This is a genomic window from Hydrogenophaga sp. L99, assembly GCF_058731905.1.
The window spans coordinates 3263960-3288972 of record NZ_CM178972.1 but is presented as its reverse complement, the minus strand read 5'-3'; the positions used below and the strand labels follow the sequence as shown (position 1 = coordinate 3288972).

The 25013-nt window shown below is 64.2% G+C and carries 17 protein-coding genes and 1 pseudogene; 7 read left to right on the top strand and 11 right to left on the bottom strand.

Annotation, left to right across the window (positions count from 1 at the left end):
* Positions 1-10 precede the first annotated feature (10 nt).
* Together AC4QBL_RS15615 and AC4QBL_RS15610 are read left to right on the top strand one after the other, a co-directional pair.
* Positions 11-631, top strand: a complete 621-nt coding sequence (locus tag AC4QBL_RS15615; protein ID WP_472900809.1) for an SIS domain-containing protein — start codon at positions 11-13, stop codon at positions 629-631.
* A complete protein-coding gene (locus tag AC4QBL_RS15610; RefSeq protein ID WP_472900808.1) occupies positions 628-1287 on the top strand; it encodes a BON domain-containing protein in 660 nt (219 codons plus the stop codon). Before AC4QBL_RS15615 ends, AC4QBL_RS15610 begins: the two co-directional genes overlap by 4 nt.
* 55 nt (positions 1288-1342) lie before the next feature.
* Here AC4QBL_RS15610 and AC4QBL_RS15605 read toward each other — a convergent pair whose 3' ends face one another.
* From AC4QBL_RS15605 to AC4QBL_RS15595, 3 genes are all read right to left on the bottom strand, one after another.
* Positions 1343-2245, bottom strand: a complete 903-nt coding sequence (locus AC4QBL_RS15605) for an NAD(P)-dependent oxidoreductase (protein ID WP_472907362.1) — start codon at positions 2243-2245, stop codon at positions 1343-1345.
* A gap of 117 nt (positions 2246-2362) precedes the next feature.
* Positions 2363-3499, bottom strand: coding sequence for a PilT/PilU family type 4a pilus ATPase (locus AC4QBL_RS15600; protein WP_472907363.1), 1137 nt, complete (start codon positions 3497-3499; stop codon positions 2363-2365).
* Between the two features lie 173 nt (positions 3500-3672).
* On the bottom strand, positions 3673-4716 hold the full coding sequence (locus tag AC4QBL_RS15595; RefSeq protein WP_472900805.1) for a type IV pilus twitching motility protein PilT: 1044 nt from the start codon (positions 4714-4716) through the stop codon (positions 3673-3675).
* A 38-nt stretch (positions 4717-4754) separates the two neighbouring features.
* Here AC4QBL_RS15595 and AC4QBL_RS15590 point away from each other — a divergent pair, with 38 nt between their 5' ends.
* Positions 4755-5459 carry a YggS family pyridoxal phosphate-dependent enzyme gene (locus AC4QBL_RS15590; protein WP_472907364.1) on the top strand — a complete coding sequence of 235 codons (705 nt, stop codon included), beginning with the start codon at positions 4755-4757 and terminating at the stop codon, positions 5457-5459.
* 35 nt (positions 5460-5494) lie between these two features.
* Here AC4QBL_RS15590 and AC4QBL_RS15585 read toward each other — a convergent pair whose 3' ends face one another.
* Positions 5495-5968: an Lrp/AsnC ligand binding domain-containing protein gene (locus tag AC4QBL_RS15585; protein WP_472900803.1), complete on the bottom strand. Its 474-nt coding sequence runs from the start codon at positions 5966-5968 to the stop codon at positions 5495-5497.
* Positions 5969-6073: 105 nt separating this feature from the next.
* Here AC4QBL_RS15585 and AC4QBL_RS15580 point away from each other — a divergent pair, with 105 nt between their 5' ends.
* Positions 6074-9046: an L-glutamate gamma-semialdehyde dehydrogenase gene (locus AC4QBL_RS15580; protein WP_472907365.1), complete on the top strand. Its 2973-nt coding sequence runs from the start codon at positions 6074-6076 to the stop codon at positions 9044-9046.
* A 42-nt stretch (positions 9047-9088) separates the two neighbouring features.
* Here the strand turns inward: AC4QBL_RS15580 and AC4QBL_RS15575 are convergent, their stop codons facing one another.
* Positions 9089-12085, bottom strand: coding sequence for a sensor domain-containing protein (locus AC4QBL_RS15575; protein WP_472907366.1), 2997 nt, complete (start codon positions 12083-12085; stop codon positions 9089-9091).
* A 249-nt stretch (positions 12086-12334) separates the two neighbouring features.
* Between AC4QBL_RS15575 and AC4QBL_RS15570 the strand changes: the two genes are divergently transcribed.
* Entirely contained in the window at positions 12335-12643 is a 309-nt protein-coding gene (locus AC4QBL_RS15570) for an RNA recognition motif domain-containing protein (protein ID WP_472907367.1), read from the top strand.
* 101 nt (positions 12644-12744) lie between these two features.
* Positions 12745-14610 (top strand): annotated as a pseudogene (locus tag AC4QBL_RS15565) (carboxyl transferase domain-containing protein); the annotation flags it as partial.
* A gap of 101 nt (positions 14611-14711) precedes the next feature.
* Here the strand turns inward: AC4QBL_RS15565 and AC4QBL_RS15560 are convergent.
* The 5 genes from AC4QBL_RS15560 to purU all read right to left on the bottom strand — a co-directional run bounded on the left by AC4QBL_RS15560 (position 14712) and on the right by purU (position 22643).
* Positions 14712-15197 carry a response regulator gene (locus AC4QBL_RS15560; RefSeq protein WP_472907368.1) on the bottom strand — a complete coding sequence of 162 codons (486 nt, stop codon included), beginning with the start codon at positions 15195-15197 and terminating at the stop codon, positions 14712-14714.
* On the bottom strand, positions 15194-19051 hold the full coding sequence (locus AC4QBL_RS15555; RefSeq protein WP_472907369.1) for a PAS domain-containing sensor histidine kinase: 3858 nt from the start codon (positions 19049-19051) through the stop codon (positions 15194-15196). The genes AC4QBL_RS15560 and AC4QBL_RS15555 overlap by 4 nt, the downstream gene beginning before the upstream one ends.
* 51 nt (positions 19052-19102) lie before the next feature.
* Complete coding sequence (locus AC4QBL_RS15550; RefSeq protein ID WP_472907370.1) at positions 19103-20605, bottom strand: FAD-linked oxidase C-terminal domain-containing protein; 1503 nt, start codon at positions 20603-20605, stop codon at positions 19103-19105.
* A gap of 194 nt (positions 20606-20799) precedes the next feature.
* Complete coding sequence (locus AC4QBL_RS15545; RefSeq protein WP_472907371.1) at positions 20800-21669, bottom strand: LysR substrate-binding domain-containing protein; 870 nt, start codon at positions 21667-21669, stop codon at positions 20800-20802.
* Between the two features lie 125 nt (positions 21670-21794).
* Positions 21795-22643 (bottom strand): formyltetrahydrofolate deformylase, encoded by an 849-nt coding sequence (gene purU, locus AC4QBL_RS15540; protein ID WP_472907372.1) that lies wholly within the window; start codon positions 22641-22643, stop codon positions 21795-21797.
* 133 nt (positions 22644-22776) lie between these two features.
* Here purU and aptA point away from each other — a divergent pair, with 133 nt between their 5' ends.
* A complete protein-coding gene (gene aptA / locus AC4QBL_RS15535; RefSeq protein WP_472907373.1) occupies positions 22777-24117 on the top strand; it encodes an omega-aminotransferase AptA in 1341 nt (446 codons plus the stop codon).
* A 30-nt stretch (positions 24118-24147) separates the two neighbouring features.
* Here the strand turns inward: aptA and AC4QBL_RS15530 are convergent, their stop codons facing one another.
* Entirely contained in the window at positions 24148-25002 is an 855-nt protein-coding gene (locus tag AC4QBL_RS15530) for a ChaN family lipoprotein (protein ID WP_472907374.1), read from the bottom strand.
* Between the last annotated feature and the right edge of the window lie 11 nt (positions 25003-25013).

Here is a 25013-nt window from a genome sequence, read left to right as displayed (position 1 = left end):
TGATCGCCCCATGCTTTTGCAACGAATACAACAACAATTCATCGACAGCGCCGACCTGAAATACCAGTGCGCGCAGTCGTTGGCCCCGGTGGTCGAAGCCGCCACCACCGCAGTGCTGGTCAGCGTCACGGGCGGCGGCAAGGTGCTGGCTTGTGGCAACGGCCCGTCTGCCGCTGCGGCACAGCACTTTGCCGCCAGCTTCATGGGCCGCTACGACCGCGAGCGCCCCGAGCTGGCCGCGTTTTCGCTCTCGGCCGACGCCGCCGTGCTCACCGGCATTGCCAACGACTTCGATGCCCGTGCCGTGTACGCCCGCCAGGTGCGTGCGCTGGGTCAGGCCGGCGACGTGTTGCTGGTGCTGTCCACCAGCGGCAATTCGGGCAATTTGCTGGCGGCGGTGGAAGCGGCGCACGAACGTGACATGACCGTGGTGGCCCTCACCGGTGGGCGCGGTGGCCGCCTGGCCCAAATGCTCCGCGACACCGATGTGTTGGTGTGTGTGCCTCACGAGGTGCCGGCCCGTATTCTGGAGGTGCACCACATGGTGTTGCACTGTATTTGCGACGGTGTGGACGCCCAGTTGCTGGGCCTGCCCGACGCGGTCAGCAACGAACAGGAGAACCCCGCATGAAGTCTTTGAAGCCAAACCGCTGGCGCCGCGTTGCCACCACCACCCTGAGCGCTGTGTTGCTGGGGGCGGCGGTGTCTGCCTGCGCACCGCTCATCGTGGGTGGCGCCATGACCGGTGCCTTGATGGCAACCGACCGCCGCACCTCAGGCGCCCAGGTGGAAGACCAGGGTATCGAGCTGCGCGCGGGCAACCGCCTGCGTGAACAAATTGGCCAGCGTGGCAACGTGTCCGTGACCAGCTACAACCGCCAGGTGCTGCTCACCGGCGAGGTCGCTAGCGAGCAAGACAAAGCGCTGGCAGAAACCACCGTGGCGGGCGTGGAAAACGTGCGCAGTGTCGTCAATGAGCTGGATGTTCTGGGGGCTTCGTCGCTCACCCAGCGTTCGTCAGACACCTTGATCACTGGCCGTGTCAAAGCCGCCATGATTGACGCGCGCGATTTGCCCGCGTCGGCGGTCAAGGTGCTGACCACCCGCGGCACGGTGTACCTGATGGGGCGCCTGACCCAGCGCGAAGCCGACCGCGCCACCGAAATCACCCGCAACACCCAAGGCGTGCAGCGTGTGGTGCGCGTGCTGGAAATCATCAGCGAAGAAGAGCTGGCGCGTCTGCTGCCCAAGCCAGCTGAAAGCGAAAAAGCAGCGCCCGCCAAGTAAGGACCACCAGCGCCGCCCCCTTGGGGGTGAGGCCGCCGGCGGCGCGGGGGGGGCTTTACTTCAGCCGTTTGATCAGGCTGGATGTGTCCAGCCGGTTGCCGCCCATGGCTTGCACGTCGGCATAAAACTGGTCCACCAACGCCGTCACGGGCAAGCGGGCGCCGTTGCGCTTGGCTTCATCCAGCACCAGCCCCAGGTCTTTGCGCATCCAGTCCACCGCAAAACCGAAGTCGAACTGGTCGGCCACCATGGTCTTGCCGCGGTTGTCGAGCTGCCAGCTTTGCGCGGCGCCCTTGCCAATCACGTCCAGCACCTGGTTCATGTCCAGGCCGGCTTTTTGGCCAAACGCAATGGCTTCGGACAGGCCTTGTACCAGCCCTGCAATGCAGATCTGGTTGACCATTTTGGTCAGTTGCCCCGAGCCACTGGCGCCCATGAGGGTGAACGCGCGTGAAAACGCCAGCGCCACTGGCTTGACCGCTTCAAAACCTGTCTCATCGCCGCCGCACATCACGGTCAGGGCGCCGTTTTGTGCACCGGCCTGGCCACCCGACACGGGCGCGTCGATGAACGAAAGCCCCAGGTTTTTGGCGGCGCCATGCAGTTCACGCGCCACGTCGGCCGAGGCGGTGGTGTGGTCCACCAACACGGCGCCCGGCTGCATCCCGGCGAAAGCGCCATTGGCGCCCAGCACGATGGAGCGCAGGTCGTCGTCGTTGCCCACGCAAGAAAACACGATGTCGGCGCCCGTTGCGGCCTCACGCGGTGAGCTTTTGGCGGCGCCACCGAACTCGGCAACCCAGGCCTGGGCCTTGGCGGGCGAGCGGTTGTAGACCGTGACGGCATGCCCGGCCCGCGCGAGGTGACCGGCCATGGGGTAGCCCATGACGCCGAGCCCCAGAAACGCGACTTTTTTCAGCGGGGCGGATTCGTAGGTTTTGGATGCGATGCTGCTCATCAGAAGGGTCCTGCAAGAGAGAGGGGGAGTTGCTCCAGAACGCGATGGAACCGGCGTTGCCGGGTCGGTCGCGTTGCCCCCGTGGGGGGTGACGCGCCGCAGGCGCGGCGCGGGGGGTCAAACGATCGTGAGGTGCTCGGTGCCAGCGGCGAGGTCTTGCGTCTTCGCGCGCTGGCTGTTGAGCTTGATTTGCAGACGCAGGTCGTTGAGCGAATCGGCGTTGCGCAGCGCGTCTTCAAAGGTGATGAGGTTGGCCTCAAACGCATGGAACAGCGCCTGGTCAAAGGTCTGCATGCCCATGTTGTTGCTCTTCTTCATGATCTCCTTGATCTCGGCCACATCGCCTTTGAAGATCAGGTCGGAGATCAGGGGCGAGTTCAGCATCACTTCCACGGCAGCGTGGCGGCCCTTGTTGTCCTGGCGTGGTATCAGCCGCTGCGACACCAGCGCGCGCAGGTTGAGCGACAGGTCCATCAACAGTTGCGGTCGGCGGTCTTCCGGGAAGAAGTTGATGATGCGGTCCAGCGCCTGGTTGGCGCTGTTGGCGTGCAGCGTGGCCAGACACAGGTGACCGGTTTCCGAGAATTGGATCGCGTGTTCCATGGTCTCGCGGTCGCGGATTTCACCCATCAGAATCACGTCGGGCGCCTGGCGCAGTGTGTTTTTCAGGGCGGCTTCCCAGCTGTCGGTGTCCAGGCCCACTTCGCGCTGCGTGATCACACAGTTCTTGTGCGGGTGCACAAACTCCACCGGGTCTTCAATGGTGATGATGTGGCCGTGGGTGTTTTCGTTGCGCCAGTCGACCATGGCAGCCAGCGACGTGGATTTGCCCGAGCCGGTGGCGCCCACCAGAATACAAAGCCCGCGCTTGGACAGCACCACGTCCTTCAGCACCTGGGGCAGGCCGAGCTTGTCGATGGTGGGCAGCACCGCAGGAATGGTTCGCAGCACCATGCCGACCTTGCCTTGCTGAATAAAAGCACTCACGCGGAAGCGGCCGATGGCCGGTGGCGAGATGGCGAAGTTGCATTCTTTGGTGCGCTCGAACTCTGCAGCCTGCTTGTCGTTCATGATGGCGCGCGCCAGCGCCAGGGTGTGCGAAGCGTTCAGCGGCTGCGGCGACACCTTCACCACCTTGCCGTCCACCTTGATGGCGGGCGGGAAGTCGGCGGTGATGAACAGGTCGCTGCCGGCCCGGCTCAGCATGAGCTTGAGCAGATCGTTGATGAACTTGGATGCCTGGTCGCGTTCCATGAAGAGCTACCTTGTGAGAAATTCGAGACCCTTGCTCCGGAGAGAGGGAGATGCTGGAAGCAAACACGCCAACCCAGAACGCGGTGGAACCGGCTTTGCCGGGCCACTCGCGTTGCCCCCTTGAGGGGGGATGCGGCCACACGCAGTGGGCAAGCGACGGGGGTGGGGCATGTTCACCCCGGGAAATTTTCAGGTATCTTGGCTTTGCTGCGCGCTTCAGCCGGGCTGATGACGTTGCGCTTGACCAGTTCGGAAAGGTTTTGGTCCAGCGTTTGCATGCCCACGCCGTTGCCGGTCTGGATGGCCGAATACATCTGAGCCACCTTGGCTTCGCGGATCAGGTTGCGAATGGCGCTGGTGCCCAGCATGATTTCGTGCGCCGCCACGCGACCACTACCGTCTTTGACCTTGCACAGCGTCTGCGAGATCACGGCCACCAGTGATTCGGACAACATGGCGCGCACCATGTCTTTTTCTTCCGCCGGGAACACGTCAATGATCCGGTCGATCGTCTTGGCTGCGCTCGACGTGTGCAGCGTGCCAAACACCAGATGGCCGGTTTCGGCCGCCGTCATGGCCAGGCGAATGGTTTCCAGGTCGCGCATTTCACCCACCAGAATCGCGTCGGGGTCTTCGCGCAGCGCCGAGCGCAGGGCGTTGGAAAAGCTCAGCGTGTGCGGGCCCACTTCGCGCTGGTTGACCAGGCATTTTTTGGACTCGTGTACAAATTCCACCGGGTCTTCCACGGTCAGGATGTGCCCGTATTCGGTTTCATTGAGGTGGTTGACCATGCCCGCCAGCGTGGTGGACTTGCCCGAACCGGTGGGGCCGGTGACCAGCACCAGGCCACGCGGACGCAGCGCCAGATCGCCAAAAATCTTGGGCGCGTTGAGCTGCTCCAGCGTCAGGATCTTGCTGGGAATGGTTCGGAACACCGCACCGGCGCCGCGGTTGTGGTTGAAGGCATTGACCCGAAACCGCGCCAGACCTTCGATCTCAAACGAGAAGTCGCATTCCAGAAACTCTTCGTATTGCTTGCGCTGGCTGTCGTTCATGATGTCGTACACCATGCTGTGCACCATCTTGTGGTCCAGCGGCTCGACGTTGATGCGGCGCACGTCACCATGCACCCGTATCATGGGCGGAAGACCGGCCGAGAGGTGAAGATCCGATGCTTTGTTCTTGACGCTGAAGGCGAGCAGTTGCGTGATATCCATCCCGGGGTCCCGTGCTGTATTGGTAAGACGGACTGATTATGACGACGATTGAAGACAATCTCCAACAGGTACACCGCCAGATGGCAGCCGCCTGTGCACAGGCGGGCAGGGACGTGAACGCCGTCACGTTGCTGGCGGTTTCCAAGACGTTTGGCCCCGATGCGGTGGCCCAGGCGCTGGCCGCAGGGCAGCACGCCTTTGGGGAAAACTACATCCAGGAAGGCGTGGAGAAAATCCAGGCGCTGCGTGTTTCGCACCCCGGCGCAGTTTTTCAGTGGCATTGCATCGGGCCGGTTCAAAGCAACAAGACGCGCCTGGTGGCGGCGCATTTTGACTGGGTGCAGTCGGTGGACCGGCTCAAGATTGCCCAGCGGCTGAGCGAGCAGCGCCCGCCAGAGTTGCCGCCGTTGCAGGTGTGTTTGCAGGTGAATGTGGACGGGGGGCCCACCAAATCGGGCGTGTCGCCCGCCGAGCTGCCCGCGCTGGCCGAGGCGGTGGCGCAGTTACCGCACCTGAAGCTGCGTGGCTTGATGTGTATACCCGAGCCAGCCGACGGCTTTGAAGCGCAGCGGGCGGTGTTTTTGCAGGCCAAAGCCCTGTTTGACCACCTGAACGCCCAAGGCCTGGGGCTGGACACCTTGTCCATGGGCATGAGCGACGACCTGGATGCGGCGGTGGCGGCCGGCTCGACGATGGTGCGGGTGGGGCGGGCGATTTTTGGCAGCCGGGCCGCACGCGCCTGACCTGCCCTCCGTTTGCCCGCTTGGACAGCGCCGCCTCAGAGCGGCAGCCGTGTGCTGTTCTTCACCTCTTCCATCACCGCGTAGGTGCGGGTTTCGCGCACGCCGGGCAGTTGCCACAGCACGCTGCCGGCAAAGTCGCGGTAGGCGGCCATGTCGGCCATGCGGGTCTTGAGCAGGTAGTCAAAGCCGCCGGCCACCATGTGGCATTCCATGATGGTGTCGTGCACCTGTACCGCGGCCTTGAACTCGTCAAACACGTTGTGTGTGGTGCGGTCCAGCGACACCTCCACAAAAACCATCATGCCGCGGCCGAGCTTGAGCGGGTTGAGCCGGGCCTCGTAGCCCAAGATGTAGCCGTCGCGCTGCAAGCGCTGGGTGCGGGCGAGCACGGCGGTGGGCGAGAGCGCCACCGCTTCGGCCAGCTTCAGGTTGGCGATGCGGCCGTCGGCTTGAAGCACCTTCAAAATGCGCAGGTCGATGCGGTCGAGTTCGTGGCTGGTGTCGGTCATGGTTGGTGAATTATCCGGTTAAAGCAAAAAATACCGATAAAAATTCGGCAGGGAGGAGGTCAATATCTCGGTATTCACCAATACCCCCGATTTTCGGAGACCGACATGCCCCGCACCACAGACCGACTGCCCTTTCCCTACCGGCCCGAAAACGCCATCGTTGCCCAGCGGCTGGCTGCGCTGCAAGCCGCGCTGGACTGGGCCGCAGCCGCCACGGTGGCGGCGCCCTGGGTGCGTGCGGTGCGCAACAACCCGCCGCCGTTTTGGGCCATGGAAAGCCTGCTCAAGGAATACCCCATTTCCAGCGCTGAAGGTCTGGCACTGATGCGCCTGGCCGAGGCGCTGCTGCGCGTGCCCGACGCCGAAACGGCCATTGCGCTGACCGCAGACCAGCTGGGCCGGGCGGACTTTGACGGTGCGGCGGATTCGACGCTGGCGCGCCTGTCGTCTACAGCAATCGCGATGTCGAAGAAGTTTTTGCCCGAGTCGGACGGCGAAGCCGGCCTGATGGCCAAGCTGGGTGCCAAGACCGTGGTGGCCGCCACGCTGCGGGCGGTGCAGTTGCTGGGCCGGCAGTTTGTGCTGGGGCAGACGATTGAGGAGGGCATGAAAGAAGCGGTTTCAGCCCGCAAGAAACAGGGCAACCTGAGCTTCAGTTTTGACATGCTGGGCGAGGGCGCCCGCACCGACGCGGATGCGCTGCGCTACCTGGCCAGCTACCAGAACGCCCTGGCTGCCATTGCCCGGGGAGCTGACCCGAAAGCCTCACCGGTGAAAAACGACGGCATTTCCATCAAGCTCAGCGCCTTGCACCCACGCTACGAAGATGTGCAGCATGAGCGGGTGATGGAAGAACTGGTGCCGCGTGTGTGGACGCTGTGCCGCGCCGCAGCGGCGGCCAACCTGAACCTCACCATTGACGCCGAAGAGGTGGACCGGCTGGAGTTGTCGCTCGACGTGTTCGAGGCGCTGGCCCAGCTGGTGGCCGAGCACTGCCCGCAGTGGACCGGCCTGGGCCTGGCCTTGCAGGCCTACCAGACCCGCGCGGTGGAGCTGATCGAGCACGTGGCTGCGCTGGCCCGCCAGTACAAGATCCGCTTCATGTGCCGCCTGGTGAAGGGCGCTTACTGGGACGCCGAGATCAAGCGCGCGCAAGAAATGGGTTTGCCGACCTACCCGGTGTTCACCCACAAACACCACACCGACGTGAGCTACCTCGCCTGCGCCCGGGCCATGCTGGCCGCGCCCGACGCAATTTTCCCGCAGTTCGCCACGCACAACGCCGGCACCATTGCAGCCATCCTGCAGCTGGCAGCCCGTCAGGGCGTGCCTTTTGAACTGCAGCGCCTGCACGGCATGGGCGAGGGCATTTACCGCGAGGTGCTGAAGAATCCGATGGTGGCCTGCCGCGTGTATGCGCCGGTGGGCGCTCACCGCGACCTGCTGGCCTACCTGGTGCGCCGCCTGCTGGAAAACGGTGCCAACTCGTCTTTCGTGCACCAGTTGGCCGACGAGTCGGTGGGCATGGACGAGCTGCTGATTTCGCCGCTGCGCCTGGAGCCCCAACCCGCCCTGCCTTTGCCGCTGCACCTGTACGGCCCGCAGCGCCCCAACAGCCAGGGCCTCGATCTGGCGGTGGTCGCCCACCGCGACACCTTGCTGGCTGCGCTGGCCAGCACCCTGGTGGTGCCCGTGCAGGAAGCGACAGCCGCCGACGCCGAAGCGGCTTGCGCCCGTGCCATGGCCGCTTTTGCCGGCTGGAACCACACCCCCGCGGTCGACCGCTCCGCCGTGCTGCGCCAGGCGGCCGATGCGCTGCAGCAGCAGTTGCCGCGTTTCTGTACGTTGCTGGTGAAAGAAGCCCACAAGACCTGGGGCGACGCCGTGTCCGAGGTGCGGGAAGCGGTGGATTTTCTGCGCTTTTATGCGAACGATGCCGAACGCGTGATGGCACCGCAAACCCTGCCCGGACCTACCGGCGAGAGCAATACGCTGCGCATGGAGGGCCGGGGTGCCTGGGTTTGCATCAGCCCCTGGAACTTCCCGCTCGCCATCTTCATGGGCCAGGTGGCGGCCGCGCTGGCCACCGGCAATACGGTGCTGGCCAAGCCCGCCGAGCAAACGCCGGCGGTGGCGCTCGAAGCGGTGAAGCTGCTGCACGCCGCCGGTGTGCCAGCCAACGTGCTGCAACTGCTGCACGGCCCGGGCGAAACCGTGGGCGCTGCGCTGGTGGCGCAACCCGACATTGCGGGCGTGGTGTTCACCGGCTCCACGCAGGTGGCCAAGATCATCCAGCGCGCGCTGGCTGCCAAAGACGGCGCCATCGTGCCGCTGATTGCCGAGACCGGTGGCATCAACGCCATGCTGGTGGACAGCACGGCCCTGCCCGAGCAGGTGGCCGACGCGGTGGTGCAAAGCGCGTTTCGCAGCGCGGGGCAGCGCTGCTCGGCGCTGCGACTGCTGTGTCTGCACGAAGGCATTGCCGACCATGTGATCGAGATGGTCCAGGGCGCCGCGAAAGAGTTGGTGGCCGGCGCTACCGCCGAGCTGGCCACCGATCTCGGGCCGGTGATCGACACAGAGGCATTTGACGGCATCGGCCGCCACCTGCAGCGCTTGCACGCCGAGGCGAAGCCGCTGCTGCCTGCCGCCACCTCGGCTTCGGCGCTGCCCAACCTGATCCCGCCGCAGATGTTCGAGGTGAACGCCATCGCCGACGTGCAGGCCGAAATCTTCGGCCCGGTGCTGCAGGTGGTGCGCTGGGGTGGCGACCCGATGGCCGTCATGCAGCAGATCAACGCGCTGGGCTACGGCCTCACGCTGGGTATCCAGACCCGCATCGACAGCCGCGCCCAAGCGCTAGCCACTGCGGCCCGGGTGGGCAACGTCTACGTGAACCGCAACATGATTGGCGCCGTGGTGGGTGTGCAGCCCTTCGGTGGCGAGGGCCTGAGCGGCACCGGCCCCAAAGCGGGCGGACCGAACTACCTGATGCGCTTCTGCGCCGAGCAGACCCTGACCATCAACACCACCGCTGCGGGCGGCAATGTGGCGCTGTTTGCCGGACCGGCGCATTGAACGCCATCGGCTGAGACTGTGCAGCGGAGAGCCTTCGCCGCTTCAGCCCGCCACCATCATGCCGGACGAGGGGTTGCGCAAAAACGCGTCCAGCGTTTCGATGGGCAGCGCGGGCGCAAACAGATGGCCCTGGAATTGGTCGCAACCCTGGTAGGCCAGAAAGTCGCGCTGCTCGTGCGTTTCCACGCCCTCGGCCACCACCTGCAAGCTCAGGCTCTGCGCCAGCGCAATGATGGCGCGTGAAATGGCCGCATCGTTCGGGTCGGTCAGCACATCGGCCACAAAGCCCTTGTCAATTTTCAGCTGGTCCAGCGGCAGGCGTTTGAGGCACGACAACGACGAATAGCCGACACCGAAATCGTCCAGCGACAGCGTGACCCCAAGGTCTTTGAGCATGCCCATTTTCTGGATGGTGATTTCCATGCGGTCGGCCAGCAGGCTCTCGGTGAGCTCCAGCTTGAGCTTGTGCGGGCGAATACCGGTGCGCGCAATCGAGGCCATGACCATGTCCACAAAGTTGGGGTGGCGGAACTGGTACACGCTCACGTTCACGGCAATGCTCAGGCTGGCGGTCTGGGGCCAGTCGGCCCAGGCGGCGAGCTGTTCACAGGCGGTCTCCAGCACCCACATGCCCAGCGGCAGAATCAGCCCCGTGTCTTCGGCCACCGGGATGAAGTCGGCCGGTTTGACCAGCCCCTTTTCGGGGTGCTGCCAGCGCACCAGGGCTTCCACACCCGTGATCACGCCTTGGCGGTCCACCTGCGGCTGGTAGTGCACCACAAACTGTTTCTCGCGCAGGCCCACGCGCAGCGCGGCGCCCACCGCCGCGTTGGCGCTCACCGTGGCCTGCATGTCGGGGTCGAAATAGCACAGCGTGTTGCGGCCCAGGCCTTTGGCCTGGTACATGGCCAGGTCGGCCTGTTTCAGCAGTTCGCTCACATCGCTCTGGTCTCCATTGAAGTCGGTGACGCCAATGCTGGGCGTGGCAAAGTGCTGGTGCCCGGCAATCTGGAACGGCTCGCGCAGCATGTTCAACACCTTTTCGCCCAGCGCGCGCGACTTGTAGGCCGCTGCCTCCGGGTCGGTGCTGAGGTCGTCCACCATCACCACAAATTCGTCGCCGCCCAGGCGCGCCACGGTGTCGGTCTTGCGCACGCTCTTGGTCAGGCGCAGGGCTACTTGCTGCAGCAACTGGTCACCCATGTGGTGGCCCAGCGTGTCGTTGAGGATCTTGAAGTTGTCCAGGTCAATGAACATCAGGGCGCCGTGCTGGCCCGTGCGGGCACTTTGCGACAACGCCTTTTGCAGCCGGTCCAGCAGCAGCTGGCGGTTGGGCAGGTCGGTCAGCGGGTCGTAAAACGCCAGGTGCCGGATCATGTCTTCGGCTGTCTTGCGCTGGGTGATGTCACGCCCCACCGCCACCCAGTGCGTCACCTCTTCGGCGCTGGCCTGCACCGAAACCACCTCCAGCTCGACCCAGAACGAGGCGCCGTTTTTCCGGTACACCATGAGTTCGGTGCGCGCTTGGCGGGCTTCTTGCAGGCCTTTGGCCATGTCCCGCAGCTTGAGCATCGCCGGGTCCAGTTCCAGCAGCATGCGGGGCGTCTGGCCGAGCACCTCGTCGCGGCTGTAGCCGGTCTGTTTTTCAAATGCATCGTTCACAAACACCATGCGTGGTTCGTCGTCCGGGCCTGAGCCCGCTTCCGCAATGGCCACGATGTCGTTGAGTCGGGCCACGCTGGTTTCCAGCAGCATGAGCTGTTCTTGTGAGCGGCGGCGTTCGGTGACGTCGCGAAAGTACACCGCCAAACCTTCGGCGAACGGATAAGCGCGCACCTCCAGCCATTTGCCCAGCGAGGGAAAAAAATCTTCCAGCTCGATACGGCGGTTGCTTTTGAGCGCACGCCTGAGCTGCTCGCGCAGCCGCTGTGCCAGACCCTCGCTGAAGTCGTGCCAGAGTTCCAGGCCCAGCAGGTCGGCTGTGGTTTTTTGCAGCAGGCGTTCGCTCTCCTGATTCAGGTAGGTGAAGCAGCATTGCCGGTCCAGCGTCACAAAGGCCTCCGTGATGCTGGCCAGCGTGGTGGTCAGGCGCATGGCCAGGCGCAGGGTTTCCTGTTGCGCCTGTTTTTGCGCTGAAATGTCTTGTACCGCGCCCTGAATGCGCAGAATGTTTCCGGCGGCATCGCGCACCGCGTTGCCCACCGTGCGAACCCATTTGGGGCTCATGCCGGGGACCTGCACCTGTATTTCTTCGTCGAACGCCTCGCCGGTTTGGGCGCAGCGCTCCAGCCGGTCTTGGATGCCGGCGCGCCATTCCGGCGTGTAACGCTGCACCATGGCCGCCAATGTGCCCACGGATTCCCCGGGCTCCAGGCCCAGAATGTTGGCGTATTCGTCCGAATGCTGAATTTGCCCGGAGGCGATGTTGACCGACCAGCTGCCCACACCCGCCGTGTGTTCGGTCAGGTTCAGGCGGCTTTCGCTCTCGTGCAGCGCTTTGCCCAAGCGTTCTTCCCGCCCTTGCGTCAGGTGGGCCGAGCGCTGTTGCTCGCAGCTCTGATCGAACAGCCGCCCGGCGTGGTTGAGCAGCGCTTGCAAGCCCGGCAAGCGCGCCGCCAGTGCCTCTGGGCTGCGGGGCGCCGGGTCGAGCAGCGCAAGCCAGATGGGGTGGGGCGCGCTGCTGCAAGGCAGTGGCAGCACCAGGCAAAACCGGGCGGGGGGCTGCAAACGCACGAGAGGGTGGACCGCCCAGGCGGGATGCGCTGCGGCGTCCAGCAGGCAGCCTTTCAGCGCGGTGTCTGCCGCTACTTGGGTGCACAGCGCCAGGGTAGCGGCCTGCTGATCGGGCGGCAGGCCGCAGGCGCCCAACACCACTGGGCCGCTGGGAAGGGCTTGCACCCACAGGGCTGACGGTACCGGGCCCAAATGGGTGGCCAGCTGCGCCAGTTGCGCCCAATCCATGCTCGGTTGTGCGGCCTGCAGGGAGTTGGTCAAGGGCGCGGCTTCTTCGAAATCTTCGGCACGGTATCCGTGTGGCATGGGGCATCCGCTTTCGTCGGTGTGGGGTTCGAGCATACCGCTCCACCTGTAACAACTTGCCTGGGAAAACGTGGCATTGTTCCTGGCTTTTAGGAACTTCTGGGCAATTGAAGGGCGCTTGAAAAGGTATTTTGTAACAAACTTGTTATCATTTGTAGCATCTGTACTACCATCGCAGTCCATACAAAGTCAGACCGCAACCGCCGATCCAATGGCGTGGAGCCGGACTGAAATTCATAGGGGGTGAACGTGAGCGCACTGTCAGAACTCCGGCAGCACAGCGATGTGAGCAGCCTGAAATCCGCCCTGTACCAGTTGTGCAGTGAGTTCGGCCGCATCACACGGCTGGACATCCTCACGGCCATGCACGAAGGCACCAAGCAGGCCATCTGCTTTCTGCGCATGGAGCACCCTGAGCAAGAGAAGCAGCTCATGAAAACGCTGGGTGTCGGGCGTTTTGGTGGTGAAGTCGTGTTTGTGTTGAACCTCAACGTGCCGGTCACCGCCGAAGACCCTGGCCCTTCCTCGCAGTGGGCAGACTCCAACCTGTACGAGTAACCTTTGCCACCTCGGCAGAGGTGCGTTGCGCGCGGCTGTCGCCCGATTGACCGGGCTGAACCCACACGCCGCTGCAGAATCCGCGCATGAAAGACCTGCGCTCCCCGCTTCAAGCCCGCATCGTGCAATGGCAGGTCGCACCTGGCGACCTGGTGCGCGCGGGTGCCGTGGTGGTGGTCGTGGAGGCCATGAAAATGGAACACGAGCTGCGGGCCGAGGCCGATGCGTGCGTGGTGGCGCTGTTGTTTGGCGTGGATGAAACGGTGCAGATGGGCGATGTGTTGTTGCACACCGCACCCGTGCCCGCCAACGCGAGCCCGTCCGAGGCCGAGGGCATCGCTCCCGAAGCTTTGGGCTTGGCACAGGCTGCGCAAGATCCTTCTGGCCCGCCCGCGCCCCGCGCCGACCTCCAGCGCCTGCTGACCCGCCAGGCTCTCACGCTCGATGCGGCACGCCCTGCCGCAGTGGCACGGCGGCACAGGCAGGGGCAGCGCACCGCCCGAGAGAACATTGCCGACCTCTGCGACGCGGGCAGCTTCATGGAATACGGCGCCCTGGCCGTGGCCGCGCAGCGCAGCCGCCGCACCGAAGAGGACTTGATCGCCAACACCCCGGCCGATGGCATGGTCACCGGCATCGGTTCGGTCAATGCGGCGCTGTTCGGCAGCGCGTCGGTCGCGCCCGATGGTGCTCAGGCCTGCCGCGTGGTTGTGATGGCCTACGACGCCATGGTGCTCGCGGGCACCCAGGGCATGCGCAACCACGCCAAGACCGACCGGTTGCTCGGCATTGCGCTTGAAAACCAGTTGCCGGTGGTGTTGTTTGCCGAGGGTGGCGGCGGTCGGCCGGGGGATACCGACATGCCCATCGTGGCCGGCCTGCATGTGCCGACATTTGCGTCCTTCGCCCGTTTGTCCGGCCAAGTGCCCGTGGTGGGTATTGCCAGTGGCCGTTGCTTTGCGGGCAACGCCGCGCTGCTGGGGTGTAGCGATGTGATCGTCGCCACCCGCAACAGCAACATTGGCATGGGTGGGCCAGCCATGGTGGAAGGGGGCGGTCTGGGGACGTTTCACCCGGAGGAAATTGGGCCGAGCGCCGTTCAGCATGCCAACGGCGTGATCGATGTGCTGGTGGACGATGAGGCGCAAGCCACCGCAGTGGCCCGCCACTACCTGTCATTTTTTCAGGGCACGGTGTCGAGCTGGCAGCCGCCCGACTCGATGGCCTTGCGCGCGGTGGTGCCCGAAAATCGCTTGCGCGTTTACGACACCCGCGCGGCCATGGACGGCTTGGTGGACTGTGGCAGCTTGCTGCCCCTGCGCACCGCGTTCGGTGTCGGGATTCACACGGCACTGGCGCGCATCGAGGGGCGCCCGGTGGGGCTGCTGGCCAACAACCCGGCGCATCTTGGCGGCGCCATCGACGCCGATGCAGCCGACAAGGCCGCGCGCTTCATGCAGTTGTGCAATGCGCACGGCTTGCCCATTGTCAGCCTGGTGGACACACCTGGTTTCATGGTGGGTCCGGCTGCGGAAGCGCAAGCCCAGGTGCGGCATGTCAGCCGCTTGTTTGTGGTGGCGGCCCATTTGCGCGTGCCCACCTTCTGCGTGGTGTTGCGCAAGGGCTACGGGCTTGGCGCCATGGGCATGGCTGCGGGTGGTTTCCATGCACCGGCTTTCACAGTGGCCTGGCCCACGGGCGAATTTGGTGGCATGGGGCTGGAGGGGGCGGTCCGGCTGGGCTTTCGCAAGGAGCTGGAGGCGCTGCCCCAAGGCCCTGAGCGCGAAGCCTTGTTTGAACGCTTGCTGGCTCAGCAATACGCCAATGGCGCAGCGACACAGATGGCCGCCACGCTGGAAATTGATGCCGTGATTGACCCGGCTGAGACCCGGACCTGGCTGGTGCGCGGGCTGGCCAGTGCGCGGGTGAGGCCCCATGGTGCCAGCCGCTTTGTTGACACCTGGTAGCATGGCCCACGCCAGCCTAGGCGCAAGCGATCCGAGCTGGGGGTTTGTTTAACGGTGCATGGGGTGCAGCGTGTGCCCGCGTGCTTGGCGCAGGCCAGCTGTCACATCAGTTCGCCAAACCCAGAGGTGCGCACGCCCGCATGTGAGGTTTGGGGCGCGGTCTGGTTGATGTTGATCCAGAATTCGCACACATGCTTCATGGCGCTGAGAAACTGCGAAAACTCGGTGGGCTTGGCGATGTAGGCGTTGGTGCCAGCGTCGTAAGCCCGTTGCAGATCGCTGGGCTCTGTGGACGACGTGAGCACGACCACGGGGATGTTGTGCAAGTGCTCCGAGCCCTTGATTTCCTTGAGCACACCAATGCCGTCCAGCAAAGGCATTTTCAGGTCCAGCAACACCAGCACGGGGTTGCCGCTTGGGCGGTTGGCATAGGCATCGCGCCTGTAAAGGTAGTCCAGGGCCTGCATGCCATCGGACACATGGGTGACGCGGCCGTCCAGACCGTGCCGCTCGAGCGCCAGCCGGGTCAACTCTGCGTCATCGGGGTTGTCTTCAACAAGAAGAATGGCGTTGGCGTTTTTGTTCATGGTTCCAGAGACGCGTACAGCGAATCCTTGGTGACGTCCGGTGACTGCATGTTCTCAAAAGGTAGCGAAAAGTAAAACACACTGCCTTCACCCAGCTGACTTTCAGCCCAGATGCTGCCGCCGTGGCGCTCTACGATACGGCGCGTGAGCGCCAGCCCGATGCCAGTTCCTTCGAATTCAGAAGCTCGGTGCAACCTCTGAAATACACCAAAAAGTTTACCTGCGTATTTTGTATCAAAACCCACGCCATTGTCACGGACAAAGAAGGTGTAGCCCACCGCTGGGTCGACGCTCCAGCCGATCTCGATGAGTGCACGCTCCCTGGGCCGCGTGTATTTGTAGGCGTTGCCCAGCAAGTTGGCCCAGACCTCGCGCAACAACAAGGCGTCGCCCTGCACCAGTGGCAGGTCGGGAGCGACCAGCCAGTCCACGACGCGTCCTTCGGTGTCGTGAGCAAGCTGGCTGACCACGTCGCCCACCAACAGGGCAAAGTCCACCGGTGCCACGTTCACGGCCGAGCGCCCCAGCCGAGAAAAAGCCAGCAAGCCGTCGATCAGTTGGCTCATGTGCCGGGCCGAGCTGCCAATGGTGCTCAGGTAGCGCGCACTGACTTCGTCGCACTGGAGGCCCAGGTGCTCTTCGAGCAGGCTCACAAAGCTGGAAATATGGCGCAGCGGTGAACGCAGATCGTGTGAGACCGAATACGAAAAAGACTCCAGGTCTTTGTTCGCGGCCAGCAACTGTTCGGTGCGCTCGGCCACCCGGTTTTCCAGCTCGTCGTTGATGTTGCGCATCAGGTCGTCGAGCCGTTTGGCGTCGGTCATGTCGCGGTTGATCTTGGCGAACCCGCGCAGTTCGCCGCTGTCGTCGCGCAGCGCAATCAGCAGCGAGTGCGACCAATACTGCGAGCCATCTTTGCGGGTGTGCCAGTCGCTCAGTTCGTGCTGGCCACGCGAAGCGGCGAGCCGAAGCGTCTGGGTCGCCTTGGCCAGGCCTTTTTCGGGGTTGCTGCGGTCGAACAGCAAAGCGTAATGGCGCCCCAGCATTTCGGTCGGCGAGTAACCCTCAAGGCGCTGGGCGCTGTCGGTCCAGTCGGTAATGAGCCCGTCGGCGTCCAAAAAGAAGATGCAATATTCGCGCAGGTTGTCCACCATGAGGCGAAAGCGCTGTTCGCTCTCCAGCAGCTCGGCCGAGCGCTCCTGGATGCGCCGCTCCAGTTCGTCGTTGAGCTGGCTCACCCGTTCTTCAATGCGCTTGCGCTCGGTGATGTCGATGATCTGCACGAAGACACCTTGCACCAGTCCCTCATGGACGTCGGGCAGGTAGGTCGCGTTGATGAAGATGGGTGTGCCGTCCACCGTTCGGCGCCAGGCTTCAAACTGCTGTTTCTGGCCACCCAGCGCGGCACGCATGCGGGGTGCGGTTTCGGCCCAGACTTCCGGGGGCAGGCATTCGCTGATGTGCAGCCCCGTGATGTGTTGGGGGTCCATGCCGTACACGCGCAGGTGCTCGGCATTGGCAAACCGGAACCGCAGCATGGCATCGAGGTAGGCGATCAAGCCCGGCACGTGTTCGGTGATGGTGCGCAAGAAACGCTGGTTGTCGTGCAGGGCCATTTCGGCCTGCTTGCGGTGGGTGATGTTGACCACCGTGGTGTTGCTGCGCAGGAAGCGGCCCTGATCGTCGCGCACAGCCGTGGACGACAGGAGTGCGAAGAAGACGCTGCCATCGCGGCGGCGCATTTCGTACTCCACACCCTCAATCGCTTTGTCTTCCAGCACCTCCTGCATCCGGGTTTCCAGCAGGTGGTGGTGCTTGGGCGAAATGAAGTCGGCGAACCGTTTTTGGTTGACCACTTCCTCGCGGCTGTATCCCAGCCAGGCCAGCTCTGTGTCGTTGATGGACACGTAGAAGCCATCTTTGTCCAGGGAGTGGTAGCCGCAAGGCGCTTGGTGGTAGAGCGCCTGAGCCTGGCCCAGTGCTTCGTTGAGCTGGCTATTGACCTCGCGTTCGTGGTCTTCGGCGGCTTTGCGCTCGGTGATGTCCACCAACTGAATGATGATGCCCGTTACAGCACCGTCTTGGCGGTAAGGCGTGTATTCGATGCTGGCGTAAAAGGTTCCGCCGGTTGGGAAGACTCGCCGGCCCTCAAAGCGCTGGGTCTCGCCAGCCAAAGCGGCTTTCAGCCGGGGCAGACCGTTGTTGAAATTTTCGGCCGGTGCGACCTGGCTGAGGTGCAGACCTATCAGGCGCTCGGGGTGGTCGTTGAGGCAGCGTGCGTAGCTGGCGTTGGCGAAGCGGCAGATCAGGTCGGTGTCGTAAAACGCGAGCTGTACCGGTACCGAGTTGGTGATGGCTTGCAGGAAGTTGCGCTGGGCTTCCAGCGCCAGCTCTGCCGCTTTGCGGGCCGTGATGTCGACCAGCGTGTTGTTGGTGCGTACAAACGCTCCTTCGTCGTCGTACACGGCGGTGCTGCTGAGCAGGACGCGAAACTGGCTGCCATCCCGGCGCCGCATGCCGACTTCCACCGTCTCCAGTTTTTCGTGGCGCTTCAGACGGGCCAGCCGGTCTCGAACCACCTCCTTGTATTCGGGCAAGACGTGGTCGCGGAAATGCTGCTGGCCGACCACCTCTTCGCGGGTGTAGCCCAGCCAGTCCAGTTCGGTCTGGTTGATCAACACATAGGCGCCTTGGGCGTTCACCGAGTGGTAACCGCAGGGCGCCTGGTTGTAGAGCGTTTGGGCCTCATTCAGCGTGACGCGGATGCGTTGGTTGGCGTTGGCCAGTTCCTGGGTGCGCATCTGCACCCGCGTTTCGAGCTGGACGTTCAGCTCGTGAATCTCGTCCTGCTGCTGCCGGCTTTCGGTGATGTCGCGCGAGACAGCCAACAGCATCACCGGCTGCCCCTGGACGTCGCAGATGGGGGACACCACGGTGTCCCACCACTTGGGCGTGCCTTTGAAGGTGTCCGCCGGTGCCAGGAAGCGCGCGCTTTCGCCGCGCACGGCCGCCTCGATGGCCGCGACAGCCAGCGGGACGCTGTCTTCGGGCCACCATTGGGTCCAGTCGCTCAGTCGCACCTGTTCGAAATCGTCCACCTCGACCAGTTCGCAGCCCTTGGCCGTCATTTGCAGCACGCGACCCTGCAGATCCAGCACTTTGGTGCAATCGGGGCTGCTGGCAATGATTTGTCGGTTGAGGTCTTCCTTCAGCCGCGCGTCGGCTTCCAGTGTGCGCAGGAGGGTGATGTCTTGCACAAACCCCAGTTGGCCAGTGATGTTGCCGCTGGCATCGTATTGCGGCACATTGCGCACCAATACGTGGCAAATGGGCTGGTTTGGGCGCATCAGTCGGCATTCGACATTGAGCGCTTTGCCTTGTGAAACCCCTTGCACCCAGTGCTGTTGCACTTGCTCCAGATCGTCTGGGTGCACCCGCGAGAGCCAGCCGAAATTGGGGAAGTCTGGCCGCGTCAGGCCGAACAGCTGCTGCAATTTGTCGTCCACGTGGGTCAGCACACCCGCGTGGTCGATGCGAAAAATGCCAATCGGAAATACGCTGGCCAGCGCCTCGAACAGCGCCTCGTACTCCAGCCGCGCCGCCACGGTGGTGGGAGCGGTACTCAGTTCGCCCAGTGATGTGTTGAGCCCCAGAGGCAACTGGGCTGCGGATGGCGAGGTGTGTTCCTCGGTGCGTGTTTGGGCGAGACTGGTTGCGTAACCAGCCCGGAGGTGGGCGTTTTCTTCGCGCAGCGCCTGGATCTGGCGCAGCAGTTCCTGCTCACGTGCAGAAAGCTCCCCGTCACGCGTCAAAGGCGGCGGGGGCGCATCGTTCAGGGGGTAAAACGCCTTCATGTCGCACCACTGTACCCCAGTGTGTCAAGGTGCAACTGTGAAAGTTGACAGTTAAAACCGGGGTAATTCCGGGTGCGAGAGGCGACCACCACGCACCAGCATCTTCCCGTATTCAGCACAACGTTGCAGTGTGGGGATGACCTTGCCGGGGTTGAGTAGCTCTTTGGTATCAAAAGCCCGCTTCACGGCAAACATCTGCTCATTTTCTGCCGCGCTGAATTGCACGCACATGCTGTTGAGTTTTTCCACACCCACGCCGTGTTCACCCGTCACAGTGCCACCCATGGCCACGCTGGTTTCCAGAATGTCGGCGCCAAACAGCTCGCAACGGTGCAATTGGTCGGGGTCGTTGGCGTCAAACAAAATCAGCGGGTGCAGGTTGCCATCACCGGCGTGAAACACGTTGGCGCAACGCAGCTGGTATTTCTTTTCCATCTCGGCAATGGCCAGCAGGATGTCGGCCAGCCGCTTGCGCGGAATGGTGGAGTCCATGCACATGTAGTCGGGGCTGATGCGCCCGCTGGCCGGAAACGCGTTTTTGCGCCCGCTCCAGAAGCGCAGCCGTTCGGCTTCGTCTTTGCTCACGGCGATGGCGGTGGCGCCGCAGCGGCGCAGCACGTCGCTCATGCGGCCAATTTCCTCTTCCACTTCCTCGGGCGTACCGTCGCTTTCGCACAGCAAGATGGCTTCGGCCGACAGGTCGTAGCCGGCATGCACGAAGTCTTCCACGGCCGCGGTCATGGGCTTGTCCATCATCTCCAGGCCGGCTGGAATGATGCCGGCCGCGATCACCGAAGCCACCGCGTCGCCGGCTTTTCGGATGTCGTCAAAGCTGGCCATGATGCAGCGCGCCAACATGGGTTTGGGCACGAGTTTGACGGTCACTTCAGTGGTCACGGCCAGCATGCCTTCGCTGCCGATCACGAGCGAGAGCAGGTCCAGGCCGGGCGTGTCCAGCGCCTCGCCGCCAAACGTGACCGGCTCGCCTTCAATGGTGTAGCCGCGCACGGCCAGCACGTTGTGCACGGTCAGTCCGTACTTCAGGCAATGCACCCCGCCGGAGTTTTCGGCCACGTTGCCGCCAATGGTGCAGGCGATCTGGCTGCTCGGGTCGGGGGCGTAATACAAGCCATGCGGTGCGGCCGCTTCAGAAATGGCGAGGTTGCGCACGCCACCTTGCACCAGCGCCGTACGCGAACGGGGGTCGATTTTGAGGATGCGGTTGAACTTGGCCAGCGACAGCGTGACACCGAGGGCATGGGGCATGGCGCCGCCCGAGAGGCCGGTACCGGCTCCACGCGCCACCACCGGCACGTCCAGCGCATGACAGGCCTTGAGCACGCCGGCCACCTGCGCTTCGGTTTCGGGCAGCACCACCACCAGCGGGCGCTCGCGGTAGGCAGTGAGGCCGTCGCACTCGTAGGGCACGGTGTCTTCGGACTGCCAGAGCAGGGCGTGGGCCGGCACCACCGCGCTCAGGGCACGAACCACTTCGGCCTGGCGGCTGGCGCGGTTGAACTGGGCAACTTCTGCGGGGGCGGTGGGTGCGTTCATGGCGGCTCGTTGGGTGCGTTGGCTGGGCTGAGGGTCAGTTTAGGCCAAAGCGGTTTGCCGCGTTTGAAGAAACTTGCAGCAGGTTGTGAGCGGGTTTGGGGTTTGGGGTTTGGGGTTTTGGGTTTTGGGTTTGGGCAGTGAAGGGTTTCGCGCCTATCCCGCCCGCCGCACCCAAACGCGGGTCTGGACCGCCGTCAGCCCACCGCCTTCTTCAGCCATTCCGCAAAAGCCGCGCATTCCCACCGGTCCATGGTGCCGGTGCGCCAGCAGAGGTAGTGGGCGTGCGGGCTGGGCACATGGCGCTCGTACAGCGGCACCAGCGTGCCGTGCTCCAGCCAGGGCGCGGCTAGCTTCAGCCGCACCAGCGCCACGCCCATGCCGGCGGCAGCGCCATCGCACATCAGGCCAATGTCGTTGAACTGCGAGCCGTCCACGGGCTCGGGCCAGTCGAGGTCGTGGGCGGCAAACCAGGTGCGCCAGGGCTCCAGCGGGCTGCGCAGCAGCGGCACGCCTTCCAGGTCTTCCGGCGCGTCAAACGGGCCGTGTTCGCGTGCAAACGCAGGCGAGGCCAGGGGGGTTACCTCGTCCTTCATCAGGCAGACGTGTTCCACGTCGGCGTAGCGGCCGGTGCCGAAACGGATGGTCAGGTCGGCGTCTTCGGCCACCACGTCCAGCAGCGGAATGCTCACCTGCAGCGTGAGGTCGATCTCGGGGTAGGTTTCGCTGAACTGCTTCAGGCGCGGCAGCAAAATGGAGCGCGCAAACGTGGGCGTGACCGCCAGCTTGAGCTTGCGCCGCCCCGGCGTGGCCACGTGGCTGGGAAACTTCTGCAAGGTGGCCAAGCCCTCGCGCACATGGGCCAGGTATTCGCTGCCTTCGGTGGTGAGCGAAAAGTCGGCCCGGCCAAACAGCTTGGTGCCCAAGATTTGTTCCAGCTGCTTGATGCGATGGCTCACCGCACTGGGCGTGACGCAAAGCTCTTCGCTGGTCTGGGTGACGCTGCGCAGCCTCGCCAGCGCCTCAAAGGTCAGCAGGCATTGAATCGGCGGGATGCGAATCGTCATGGCGTCACCTTAAACGCTGCGGCTGAGGGGAAGTGATCCGGGCACGGCGCGCACGGCCGCCCCGAAGCGGACGTGCGCCCCCCAGTGGGGGGAAGCAGCCTGCAAGGCTGCATCGGGGGGCGTCCTCATTTAAACACCACGGTCTTGTGCCCGTTGAGCAGCACGCGGTGTTCACTGTGCCATTTCACAGCGCGGGCCAGCACCTGGCTTTCGGTGTCGCGGCCCAGGGCGGTCAGGTCTTCCACGGTGTCGGTGTGGTCTACACGGGCCACGTCCTGCTCGATGATCGGGCCTTCGTCCAGGTCGGCCGTCACATAGTGGGCGGTGGCGCCGATCAGTTTCACGCCCCGGTCGTGTGCCTGGTAATAAGGCTTGGCGCCCTTGAAGCTGGGCAGAAAGCTGTGGTGGATGTTGATCGCTTTGCCTGAGAGCTCGCGGCACAGGTCGTTGCTCAAAATCTGCATGTAGCGCGCCAGCACCACCAGCTCGGCGCCTTCGCCGCGGATGATCTCCAGCTGCTTGGCTTCGGCCTGGGCCTTGGTGGCGCCGGTCACCGGGATGTGGTGAAACGGCACGTTGTAACTGGCCGCGAGCTGGTAAAAGTCGCGGTGGTTGCTGACGATGGCGCGAATGTCCAGCGGCAGCAGGCCGCTCTTCCAGCGGAACATCAGGTCGTTGAGGCAGTGGCCTTCTTTGCTGACGAAAATGACGGTGCGCACCGGCTCGGCCATGGGGTGCAGGGTCCATTGCATGGCAAAGGGCTCGGCAAACAGCTTCAGGCGCAAGCGCAGGTCGTCCTGGGTGAGCTGGCCGCAGGCGAACTGCACCCGCATGAAAAACAGGCCGGTGGCCGGGTCGTTGTATTGGGCTGCTTCTTCGATGTTGCCGCCGTTTTCCAGCAGGAAACCCGAGACGGCGTGCACGATGCCAGGGCGGTCCTGGCAGGAAAGGGTGAGGACGTAGGTGTGTTGCATGGCGCGCTGATTGTCGCAGCATGGCTGCCGGTGGGCCTGCCGGCGCCTTGAGCAGTGGAGCCACCGGCCATGGCGTGTGGTGCCAAAATCGCGGATCGCCCGAGCTTCACAGGGCAGCACAGGAGCCAACACCATGGACAACAACACGCTACGCATGGACAACCAGTGGTTGCCCTTCACCCCCAACCGCAGCTTCCAGAAAGACCCCCGGGTGTTTGTGGCCGCCGACGGCATGCACTTCACCACCCACGACGGGCGCCAGGTGATCGACGGCATTTCCAGCCTGTGGTGCGTGGGCGCCGGCCACAACCGCAAGCCCATCAACGAAGCCATCAAGAAGCAGCTGGACACCCTGGACTACGCCACGGCGTTCAGCGTGAGCAACGACAAAGCGTTTCGCGCCGCCGAAATGATTGCGGCCATGGCGCCGGGCGACCTGAACAAGGTGCTGTTTTGCAACTCGGGCTCAGAGGCCGCAGACACCTCCATGAAGGTGGCGCTGGCCTACCACCGCGCACGCGGCGAGGGCCACCGCAACATGTTCATTGGCCGCGAGCGCGGTTACCACGGCGTGGGCTTTGGGGGCATGAGCGTGGGCGGCATTCCGGCCAACCGCAAGGTGTATGGCACCAGCCTGCTGCCGCGGGTGGACCACATGCGCTTCATCCACGACCCGGTGAACCATGCCTACATCCACAACGCCGAGCCGGTGTGGAACGAAGACCTGCTGCTGGAGCTGGAAAACCGCATCTTGCCGCTGCACGATCCGAGCAACATTGCCGCCGTGATCGTGGAGCCGGTGGCTGGCAGCGCGGGCTGGTACGTGCCGCCGCAGGGCTACCTGAAGCGCTTGCGCGAGATCTGCGACAAGCACGGCATTTTGCTGATTTTTGACGAGGTGATCACCGGCTTTGGCCGCCTGGGAACCGCCTTCGCGTCCGACTACTACGGCGTGCAGCCCGACATGCTGAACTTCGCCAAGGCGGTCACCAACGGCGTGTTTCCGCTGGGCGGCGTGGTCTGCACCGACCGCATTTATGACGCCATGATGGGCGCTCACGGCAGCGCGCCCGAGCACGCCATCGAGTTCTTCCACGGCTACACCTACTCGGGCCACCCGGTGGCCTGCGCGGCGGCCATCGCCACGCTGGACCTGTTCCGCGAAGAACAGCTGTTTGAGCGCGCGGGCGCCATGGGCCCGGTGCTGGGCGATGCCATGCACAGCGCGCTCAAAGGCCTGCCCAACGTGATCAGCATCCGCAGCCTGGGGCTGGCGGCCGCGGTGGAACTGGCGCCGCTGCCAGGCTTGCCGGGCAAACGCGCGTTCGATGTGTTCATGGACTGCTACCACCGAGGCGTGCTGGTGCGCAACGCGGGCGACAACCTGGTGTTCGCGCCGCCCTTCATTGTGGAAAAGCCGCACATTGAGACCATGGTCGGCGTGCTGGCCGACGCCATCAAGCGCGTGGCTTGATCGGCTGATTCGACCCTGACAGGGACGCTTTCAGCGCCCCATTTGCGTCTTCATCTCGGCGCAGTGGTCGGTGGGTGGGCGCGGGGGCGTGGTCCACACCGTGTCGGCGTGGTTACCGGGTTCGCTCGCGGGGTTGGACCCAGCTTGCGCCATCACCACATGGTGGTCCACGCCTGCAGGCAGGTGCTGGGGCACGCCGAGGTCGCGTCGCACATGGCCATTGCCGGCCACCAACAGCACCGTTTTGCCTGGCTGCAGCGCGGCCACCGCCACTTGGGCCAGGCTGCGGTCGCGGGCGATCTGGATGCGGGTCATGGGCGCAATCTGGCGTTCGGGCAGTAGGTGGCAATGCCCTTCGCGAATGTTGCTTTGCTGCTGCACCAGGGCCTCTGGCGCCAGCCGCTGGTCCAGCGTGCTGTCGCTCATGGCGGTGCGCATGTTGGCACGAGGCAGGTTGCCACCCAGCACCGGCACACCCGCCGCCACCGCCGCCATCACCACTGGGCCGTACACCGCCCAGGGCCAGCCGCTGTTGGCTTCGCCGCTCCAGTGCAGAGCCTGGCGCACCTCGGTTTCGGTGGCGCTGGGGGGCAGGCCGGTGGTCTGGCGGCCTTGCTCCAGCATCTCCATCACCACGGCGGCCAGCTGGCCGCGCTGGCTCAGCAGCGCCACGGTTTCACGCTGCAGGGCCTGGTGCTCGGGCGCGTCGTGTTGCTCACCCAGCAGCAGCAAGGGCGCAGCCGGCAACTGCTTGACTTGCACCGACGCAGCAGGCGCTGTGCCGCCAGGGTGAGTGGTGCTGCCGCAGCCCGCCAGCGCAGCGCCGAGCAGGATGCCGATGGCGATCTTTTTGCAGGGCTGTGTGACAGCGCGTCGACAGTTCATGCAGGGATACT